The organism is Bacillus cihuensis (assembly GCF_000504145.1).
Taxonomy (GTDB): Bacteria; Bacillota; Bacilli; order Bacillales; family DSM-1321; genus Peribacillus; species Peribacillus huizhouensis.
The window spans coordinates 47,122-55,166 of the sequence record NZ_AYSD01000027.1 but is presented as its reverse complement, the minus strand read 5'-3'; the positions used below and the strand labels follow the sequence as shown (position 1 = coordinate 55,166).

At 37.8% G+C, this 8,045-nt stretch carries 11 protein-coding genes; 10 read left to right on the top strand and 1 reads right to left on the bottom strand.

Translation table 11 applies throughout. The features are described 5' to 3' along the window. The first annotated feature begins 183 nt into the window (after positions 1–183). From V179_RS0104885 to rsmI, 10 genes are all read left to right on the top strand, one after another. A complete protein-coding gene (locus V179_RS0104885) occupies positions 184–381 on the top strand; it encodes a sigma factor G inhibitor Gin (RefSeq protein WP_028390543.1) in 198 nt (65 codons plus the stop codon). 179 nt (positions 382–560) lie between these two features. After that, complete coding sequence (locus tag V179_RS0104880; protein WP_028390542.1) at positions 561–1,985, top strand: aminotransferase class I/II-fold pyridoxal phosphate-dependent enzyme; 1,425 nt, start codon at positions 561–563, stop codon at positions 1,983–1,985. A gap of 63 nt (positions 1,986–2,048) precedes the next feature. Further along, positions 2,049–2,690, top strand: coding sequence for a dTMP kinase (tmk, locus tag V179_RS0104875; RefSeq protein WP_028390541.1), 642 nt, complete (start codon positions 2,049–2,051; stop codon positions 2,688–2,690). Positions 2,691–2,878: 188 nt separating this feature from the next. Then, positions 2,879–3,208: a cyclic-di-AMP receptor gene (locus V179_RS0104870; RefSeq protein ID WP_028390540.1), complete on the top strand. Its 330-nt coding sequence runs from the start codon at positions 2,879–2,881 to the stop codon at positions 3,206–3,208. A 147-nt stretch (positions 3,209–3,355) separates the two neighbouring features. Continuing rightward, positions 3,356–4,363 carry a DNA polymerase III subunit delta' gene (gene holB, locus V179_RS0104865; protein ID WP_028390539.1) on the top strand — a complete coding sequence of 336 codons (1,008 nt, stop codon included), beginning with the start codon at positions 3,356–3,358 and terminating at the stop codon, positions 4,361–4,363. Then, positions 4,356–5,183 carry a PSP1 domain-containing protein gene (locus V179_RS0104860; RefSeq protein WP_028390538.1) on the top strand — a complete coding sequence of 276 codons (828 nt, stop codon included), beginning with the start codon at positions 4,356–4,358 and terminating at the stop codon, positions 5,181–5,183. Before holB ends, V179_RS0104860 begins: the two co-directional genes overlap by 8 nt. 17 nt (positions 5,184–5,200) lie before the next feature. Further along, on the top strand, positions 5,201–5,572 hold the full coding sequence (yabA, locus tag V179_RS0104855) for a DNA replication initiation control protein YabA (RefSeq protein WP_028390537.1): 372 nt from the start codon (positions 5,201–5,203) through the stop codon (positions 5,570–5,572). A gap of 175 nt (positions 5,573–5,747) precedes the next feature. Continuing rightward, on the top strand, positions 5,748–6,491 hold the full coding sequence (locus V179_RS0104850) for a tRNA1(Val) (adenine(37)-N6)-methyltransferase (protein ID WP_028390536.1): 744 nt from the start codon (positions 5,748–5,750) through the stop codon (positions 6,489–6,491). Then, positions 6,478–6,759, top strand: coding sequence for a GIY-YIG nuclease family protein (locus tag V179_RS0104845; protein ID WP_028390535.1), 282 nt, complete (start codon positions 6,478–6,480; stop codon positions 6,757–6,759). The genes V179_RS0104850 and V179_RS0104845 overlap by 14 nt, the downstream gene beginning before the upstream one ends. Continuing rightward, positions 6,737–7,615 (top strand): 16S rRNA (cytidine(1402)-2'-O)-methyltransferase, encoded by an 879-nt coding sequence (gene rsmI, locus V179_RS0104840; protein ID WP_028390534.1) that lies wholly within the window; start codon positions 6,737–6,739, stop codon positions 7,613–7,615. The genes V179_RS0104845 and rsmI overlap by 23 nt, the downstream gene beginning before the upstream one ends. Positions 7,616–7,699: 84 nt before the next feature. Here the strand turns inward: rsmI and V179_RS0104835 are convergent, their stop codons facing one another. Next, positions 7,700–7,987 (bottom strand): AbrB/MazE/SpoVT family DNA-binding domain-containing protein, encoded by a 288-nt coding sequence (locus V179_RS0104835; RefSeq protein ID WP_028390533.1) that lies wholly within the window; start codon positions 7,985–7,987, stop codon positions 7,700–7,702. Positions 7,988–8,045: the final 58 nt, after the last annotated feature.

Here is an 8,045-nt window from a genome sequence, read left to right as displayed (position 1 = left end):
TATTTATAGCTGGTCTCTTTTTTGTTCTAAAGGAAAATAAAATAGGTAGACATACACACATTGAAAAACTCTTTCATACATTATTATAGGCAAATGAATCAGTATCTCTCACACTGTTTTGAAAATTGTATACAATAGTGTTTTTGGGGGGAGAATGCAAATAGGGAGGTGGATAGTTTGGAAATGAGCACATTAAAGAAGAATACAGAGGAAACCTGCATTGTGTGTGATCAGGTTAAAGACGATGGAATACACTTATATACTTCTTTCATTTGTAAACAATGTGAGCTAGATATGATTGGAACGGAGACAGATGATCCAAGGTACAAGTATTACTTACAACGGTTAAAAAAAGTGAAAACGCCGGAAATTTATTCGTAAGGATTCAATCATTTAAATATAGGTAGGTATTGAGGCGAATTAAGTGGCCTCTATACCTGCTTGAGAAATAGATTACATAGCTTAAGTGCATGTAGGAAAATGCAAATCATGTATCATTATGTTGTAATAGTAATCTTTGATAAAATGAGAGGATAAGATAATAGTAGAGAGGTAATAGTATGAATCAAGAAAATACACCGTTGTTTGATGCGCTTATCCGTCATAAAGAAAAGCAGACAAGGTCATTTCATGTACCAGGGCATAAAAATGGAATGGTTTTTGCAGAGAGAGCTCGATCATTATTCGATCCATTGCTCTCTATTGATGTTACGGAGATTAGTGGATTGGATGATCTTCATGCACCTGAAGGACCGATATTAGAGGCACAGAATTTGTTGGCTTGTCTTTATGGTGTTAGGAATAGTTATTTCCTTGTAAATGGATCAACTGTGGGAAATATGGCTATGATTCTTGGCAGCCTTAATGAAGGCGAGACGGTACTTGTTCAGAGGAATTGTCATAAATCTGTTTTAAATGGTTTAATGCTGGCTTCTGTAAAACCCGTTTTTATAGAGCCAAAAGTTGATGAGGATTGGGGAATCTCTGAAGGGCTGCAACTTGAGTCAGTTAAAGAGGCATTTAGGTTATATCCACAGACGAAGGCGATTATTGTTACGCATCCTACCTATTATGGACATTGTGGGGGCTTGAGTGAGATTATAGAGTTTGCGCACTCAAAGCGGATCCCTGTATTAGTAGATGAAGCACATGGTGCTCACCTTAGTCTTGGAGATCCATTCCCCCAAAGTGCAATTGAGGCTGGTGCTGATATTGTTGTCCATTCAGCCCATAAAACCCTTCAAGCGATGACAATGGGGTCATATTTACATATAAATAGCTCTTTGATAGTACGAGAGAAAGTAGAATTCTATTTACAAATGCTTCAGACTAGCAGTCCTTCATATCCGATCATGGCATCATTAGATTTAGCACGGTTTTATTTGGCTTCATTTGGGGAGAATGATAAAACTGATTTGATGAAGAATATTCTTGGATTTCGAAAAGAATTAGACGAAATCCGTCATATTGAATTGCTAAAAAAGGATATGCTCGATCCCTTGAAAATAACGATACGGTCTCATAAAAATATAACAGGCTTTGAATTTCAACATCGATTAGAAGAAAAAGGTGTGTTTACAGAGCTTGCAGATCATAAGAATGTCTTGCTTGTCCTCCCGTTAATGAAAGAAAACAGCTCAGAATATTTTCAAAATATTGCATCCGTGATTGCAGATGTAGTATGCGTTGGAAAAGGAGAAGTAAAGAATGATCTGGTTTATAAGCAAAGTGGCTTGATTACTCCCCTGGCCTTAACTTATCCAGAAATGAAGAAAAGAAAAATGCAGTTTATTTCATTTCAAAAGAGCATGGGGATGATTGCTGCTGAAATGGTCACACCCTATCCTCCAGGAATTCCACTAATAATGATGGGGGAACGCATAACCGAAGAACAAATACAATATTTAGAACAGATCATCATGGATGGATCAAGGTTTCATGGTGGAAGGGAATTGAGGAATGGAAAGCTTTTGGTTTACGTATGACCTTTTTAGTTTGAGATGGTATACTTACATAGTTAAACAAGTTTGGCTGGAGGTAAAATAAGCATGAGTCGTGGAATATTTATTACGTTTGAAGGTCCTGAAGGGGCAGGTAAAACAACGGTTCTTCATAAGCTAAGAGATGAACTGACTGATGCTGGATATCAGGTGGCTATTACAAGAGAGCCGGGTGGAATTCCTATATCTGAACAAATTAGAGAAGTCATCTTAAATAAAGATAATACAGAAATGGACGGAAGAACTGAGGCCTTATTATACGCAGCTGCAAGAAGGCAGCATCTAGTAGAAAAGGTTATGCCTGCTTTGGATCGTGGCGTGATTGTTCTTTGTGATCGTTTTATTGATAGCTCTCTTGCTTATCAAGGCCATGCAAGAGGATTAAGTATTGATGAAGTATATAATATAAACCAGTTTGCGATAGCAGGGGTTATGCCTGAGCTTACAATATATTTTGATATTGATCCGGCTTTAGGGCTCAAACGCGTCCATAATAATCAGGAACGCGAAGTCAATCGTCTTGATATGGAAGAGTTACAATTTCATGAAAAAGTGAGAGAAGGCTACCAAATCATTATGGAACGCTTTAAAGAAAGATTTTATATCGTCGATGCCGAGCAGCCTTTAGAAACTGTCATCGCTACGACTAAGAAGAAAGTAATTGAATTCATCAAGGAACGTATCCAATAATAATATTTATGAAAGCGTCTGTTTAAGTAATTGAACTGCTCGCTTTCTTTTTTTAATAAATTTGGGTGTCCAGTACAAGTAGCATAAAAAAATGCCTAATAATCACTGTTAAGGGTATAAATAATTGTTATAATTAAGAGAAAATGGTCTGCTCCTCGACCAAACAACTGCAATGGAGGATGATAGGCATGAAAATGATTATTGCAATTGTACAGGATAAAGATAGCCAAAGACTACTTACAGAGCTCGTAGATCATAATTTTAGAGCAACCAAACTTGCGAGTACAGGTGGTTTCTTAAAATCAGGGAATACGACATTTATGATTGGTACAGATGACTATCGCGTAGATAAAGCATTAGAAGTCATTAAGAAAAACTGCCAATCTCGCGAACAGCTGGTCGCACCTGTGTCTCCAATGGGAGGGAATGCAGATTCATACGTACCCTACCCAGTTGAAATTCAAGTTGGGGGAGCAACGGTTTTTGTATTACCGATTGAACAGTTTTTACAATTTTAAAGTTTTAAATCATAAAGTGAAATTTCAATCAGTGGGGGTTCCATCCCCCACCTACACTTCCTTTAAGCCTTGAGGTGGGTGTTTTGACTTTCCGTTAATGCGGGATAAAGTTTCTTTATTTTATAGATGTAAGAGAGTTGATTTGTTTTGACACAAACCTGGAAGGATCTATTTGAACTACAGCCACAAATTACTGGAATGCTGAAGAATAGTATTCTCCGGCATAGGGTTGCCCATGCGTATCTCTTTGATGGGGAGAAGGGTACAGGTAAGAAAGAAATGGGTATGCTTTTTGCGAAAAGCCTGCTTTGTGAAGAATTGAAAGATGACTTAGAACCATGTAATCAATGCAGTCACTGTAAACGGATTATGAGTGGAAATCATCCCGATGTCCATTTTATTGAACCGGATGGGCTTTCAATCAAAAAGGATCAAATTAAAAATCTCCAAGAGGAATTTTCTAAAAAGGGTGTAGAGTCAAAACGAAAAATTTATTTAGTTATAAGTGCCGATAAAATGTCTGTACAGGCTGCAAATAGTTTGTTGAAGTTTTTAGAGGAGCCTGCTCAAGACACGGTTGCTATATTAATGACCGAACAAATACAACGAATTTTACCTACCATTTTATCAAGATGCCAAACCTTATCCTTTAAACCATTGTCGCCAGAAATGGTAAAGAAAAGGTTACTGAATCATGGATTGGATATACAAAAGTCATCTATTATATCTCATCTAACGCAGAACTTTGAAGAGGGAATCCTGATGGGGTCAGAGGAATGGTTTGCACAATCCCAAAAAATAGTGGTAAAATTATATCAAGTGTTAAATACAAATTCACTGAAGGCTTTGCTATTTCTTCAGCAGGAGTGGTTTACACACTTTAAAGAAAGAGATCAACTGGACCGTGGTTTAGATCTTTTATTTCTTATTTATAAGGATTTATTATATATTCAGTTGGATAGACGTGACCAGGTTGTCTTTCAAAATTTACGGGAGGAATTGGAGTCGCGCGCCCTTCATCTTACTCAAAGGCGATTGGCTGAGCAGATGAGTTCTATTTTGGAAGCAAAACGGAAGCTAATGTCCAATACAAATCCGCAGCTGTTAATGGAACAGCTTGTGCTGAATTTGCAGGAGGGGTCATCATTTGTATAATGTTGTAGGGGTCCGTTTTAAAAAGGCGGGCAAAATATACTACTTTGATCCAGGCGAGCTTATCATTCCAAAGGATGATTTCGTTATCGTAGAAACTGTGCGTGGAGTAGAATTCGGCAAAGTTGTTACGGAAAGGAAACAAGTAGACGAGAACGACGTTGTACTGCCATTGAAGAAAGTACTTCGAGTTGCTGACGTGAAGGACAAGCTAATTGTCGAGGAAAATAAGTCTGCTGCTATTGAAGCTTATGATACATGTTGTAAAAAGGTTGAAGAACATCAGCTTGATATGAAACTGGTTGATGTCGAATATACATTTGATCGCAATAAGGTTGTTTTTTATTTCACTGCAGATGGTCGGGTAGATTTTCGTGACTTAGTAAAAGATCTTGCTGCCATTTTTAGAACGCGAATTGAATTACGCCAAATTGGTGTTAGAGATGAAGCGAAGATGCTGGGAGGAATAGGACCATGTGGCAGGATGCTCTGTTGTTCAACATTCCTCGGCGATTTTGAACCAGTGTCTATTAAGATGGCCAAAGATCAAAATTTATCGCTTAATCCGACCAAAATCTCAGGGTTATGCGGACGTTTGATGTGTTGTCTTAAATATGAAAATGATGAGTATGAAAATGCGAAAGAATTGCTTCCTGACTTAGGTGAAATGATTCGGACACCAAATGGAAAAGGCAAGGTAGTGGGGCTTAATATTCTAGAACGAGTTCTTCAAGTTGAATTAGTCGAACAGAATAGAGTATTAGAGTTTACGTTAGATGAGATTCTAAACGAGGGAGCCGTTTCTATTCAAGCCACAGATTAACAAGGTGGTGGGAAAGCATGGATAAGAAAGATATATTTGAATCAGTAACGAGCATGGAAGCCCAAATTGGTCATTTATATACACAGCTTGGGGAATTGAAGCAACATCTTGCAGAGATTCTTGAGGATAATCAATCTATTAAGCTTGAGAATGAACATTTGCGCAGGCGTCTAAACCTTGGAGAGAATCCTAGCCCTTCTACAAAAGATAAAACCAAAGCAAAGGTACGGAAAGAAAGCCCTGATGATAAGACAGTGGATGTCGGCGAAGGTTATGATAATCTAGCTCGTTTATATCAAGAAGGCTTCCATATTTGTAATTTGCATTTTGGTAGCCTGAGAAAAGAGGGCGATTGTTTGTTTTGTCTGTCCTTTTTGAATAAAAAGTAAGCTTAGCGGCTGTCCCATATAGAAAGGATCGAGATCCACAACTACTATATTGTTTATGATGTGTAAATGACATAATAAACGATGTATAGAGTGTGAGGTCCGAACCTTTTGGGACAGCCCTTTTTTCGTTATATAAACAATATTTCTATAAAGATTTGAAACTGGAGTGGAGAAGATGACAGAATTAATTGATGATGAGCGCCTCGATCATTTATTGGCAGAAAATTTGAGAATTATTCAGAGCCCAAGTGTATTTTCATTTTCTCTTGATGCGGTTCTTTTGTCGAAATTCGTAAATATCCCGATTCAAAAGGGGAGAATTGTTGATCTTTGTTCAGGGAATGGGGTGATTCCCCTTTTACTTAGCACAAGAACAAAGGCAAAGATAACCGGGGTTGAAATACAGGAACGATTATTTAATATGGCTGAGCGAAGCATTCAATATAACGGTCTTTCTGAACAGATTCAAATGATACATGGCGATATCAAAGTATACCCAAAAGAAATTGGGAATGATAAATTTGACGTTGTTACATGTAATCCCCCTTATTTTCCAACACCATCGCAAGAAGAAATTAATCGGAATGAACACTTTGCGATAGCACGACATGAAATTATGTGTACACTAGAAGATGTCGTTCAGAATACAAGCCAATTGTTACGTCAGGGAGGAAAGGCGGCCTTTGTTCACCGTCCAGGAAGGCTGATGGATATTCTTAGTTTAATGAGAAAGCATCGGTTGGAACCAAAACGTTTACAATTTGTTTATCCGAAAGCAAAGAAAGAGGCGAACACTATTTTAATAGAAGGGATTAAGGATGGAAGTCCTGATTTAAAAGTTTTGCCACCGCTTGTCGTATACGATGAGGATAATATGTATACTCCTGAGGTTAGAAGGATTTTATATGGAGAAGAATAATCATATCTTCTATGTTCTTGAGTGTCGGGACCATAGTTATTATGCGGGATATACAAATGATTTAGAAAAAAGGATAATGCTTCATAATGAAGGAAAGGGTGCTAAATACACACGAGGCCGCGGGCCGGTAAAGCTTGTCTATTTTGAATCGTATCCAAGAAAAAAGGAAGCAATGCAGGCGGAGTATCGATTTAAGCAGTTATCTCGAAAACAAAAAGAAAAAATTGTAGGCAAGGAGAATGTAGATGTGGCAACAGAAAAGCTTTGAAAAGGAAGGACAGCAATCCGTTTTATATTTAGTGCCAACTCCGATTGGGAATTTGGAGGATATAAGCTACAGAGCTTTAAAGATTCTAAAGGAAGCAGACGTTATTGCTGCTGAAGATACAAGGAATACAAGAAAGCTTTGTAATTACTTTGAAATCGAAACACAAGTCATTAGTTATCATGAACATAATAAACAAGCGAGTGGGAAGCAGATGATTGAGCGGCTTCTGACAGGGCAGACGATTGCGTTAGTAAGTGATGCGGGGATGCCAACTATATCAGACCCTGGGTTCGAACTCGTCCAAGAAGCACTAGAACAGCGTATACCGGTTATACCATTACCAGGTGCAAATGCTGCGCTTACTGCTTTAATTGCTTCAGGACTAGTTCCACAGCCTTTTTACTTTTATGGCTTTTTGCAGCGAAATGCAAAAGAAAAGAAAAAGGAGTTGGAGAAGTTAAAGAAGATGGAGGCAACATGGATTGTCTATGAATCGCCGCACCGGTTAAAAGATACGTTAAAACATATGCGTGAAGTGCTCGGAAATAGAAAAATTGTTCTATGTCGAGAGCTGACTAAGAAATTTGAGGAATTTATTAGAGGTACGTTAGACGAAGCACAAATATGGGCTTTTGAAAATGAAATAAGGGGCGAGTTCTGCCTGATTATTGAAGGGGCAGAATTTGTAGAGGAACAAGCAGAAGAAGTATGGTGGCAAAGTATGGAGCTTGCTGAGCATGTTCAATATTATATCGATGAAAAACAGCTTAGCTCAAAAGATGCTATCAAACAGACTGCAATAGATCGAGGTGTACAGAAAAGAGATGTATATCAAGCTTATCATGTAAATGGGTAACATAACCATCGCGAATTACTCCAAATGGGTCAATAAAAAAGAAGGCTTCTCCCAAGGAAGCCTTCTTAAAAGTGCAAAAAGGAATCAAACAGTTTCTAATTGCATATTTTGTTGAATTTCTTTAATAAGTAGTTCTGCACCTTCGCGGCTAAGAATTAATTTGCCGTTAGCAAGAGTTAAATTATTATCAGAAACTTCGCCAGTAACTTGGCAAGTCATATTAGGCTTGTATTTTTTCAAAATAATGCGCTCATCATCTACGTAGATCTCCAAAGCATCTTTTTCTGCAATTCCCAATGTACGGCGTAATTCGATTGGAATTACTACCCGCCCTAATTCGTCAACTTTACGTACAATTCCTGTAGATTTCATATATGAAAATCTCCTCTCAATTATTATAGTATTCTAGTACCTTTTATCTCTATTCGTC

Coding starts and splice junctions, on each gene's coding strand:
- V179_RS0104885 (WP_028390543.1), top strand. CDS start 184: ATGAGCACATTAAAGAAGAATACAGAGGAAACCTGCATTGTGTGTGAT.
- V179_RS0104880 (WP_028390542.1), top strand. CDS start 561: ATGAATCAAGAAAATACACCGTTGTTTGATGCGCTTATCCGTCATAAA.
- tmk (WP_028390541.1), top strand. CDS start 2,049: ATGAGTCGTGGAATATTTATTACGTTTGAAGGTCCTGAAGGGGCAGGT.
- V179_RS0104870 (WP_028390540.1), top strand. CDS start 2,879: ATGAAAATGATTATTGCAATTGTACAGGATAAAGATAGCCAAAGACTA.
- yabA (WP_028390537.1), top strand. CDS start 5,201: ATGGATAAGAAAGATATATTTGAATCAGTAACGAGCATGGAAGCCCAA.
- V179_RS0104850 (WP_028390536.1), top strand. CDS start 5,748: ATGACAGAATTAATTGATGATGAGCGCCTCGATCATTTATTGGCAGAA.
- V179_RS0104845 (WP_028390535.1), top strand. CDS start 6,478: ATGGAGAAGAATAATCATATCTTCTATGTTCTTGAGTGTCGGGACCAT.
- rsmI (WP_028390534.1), top strand. CDS start 6,737: ATGTGGCAACAGAAAAGCTTTGAAAAGGAAGGACAGCAATCCGTTTTA.
- V179_RS0104835 (WP_028390533.1), bottom strand. CDS start 7,987: ATGAAATCTACAGGAATTGTACGTAAAGTTGACGAATTAGGGCGGGTA.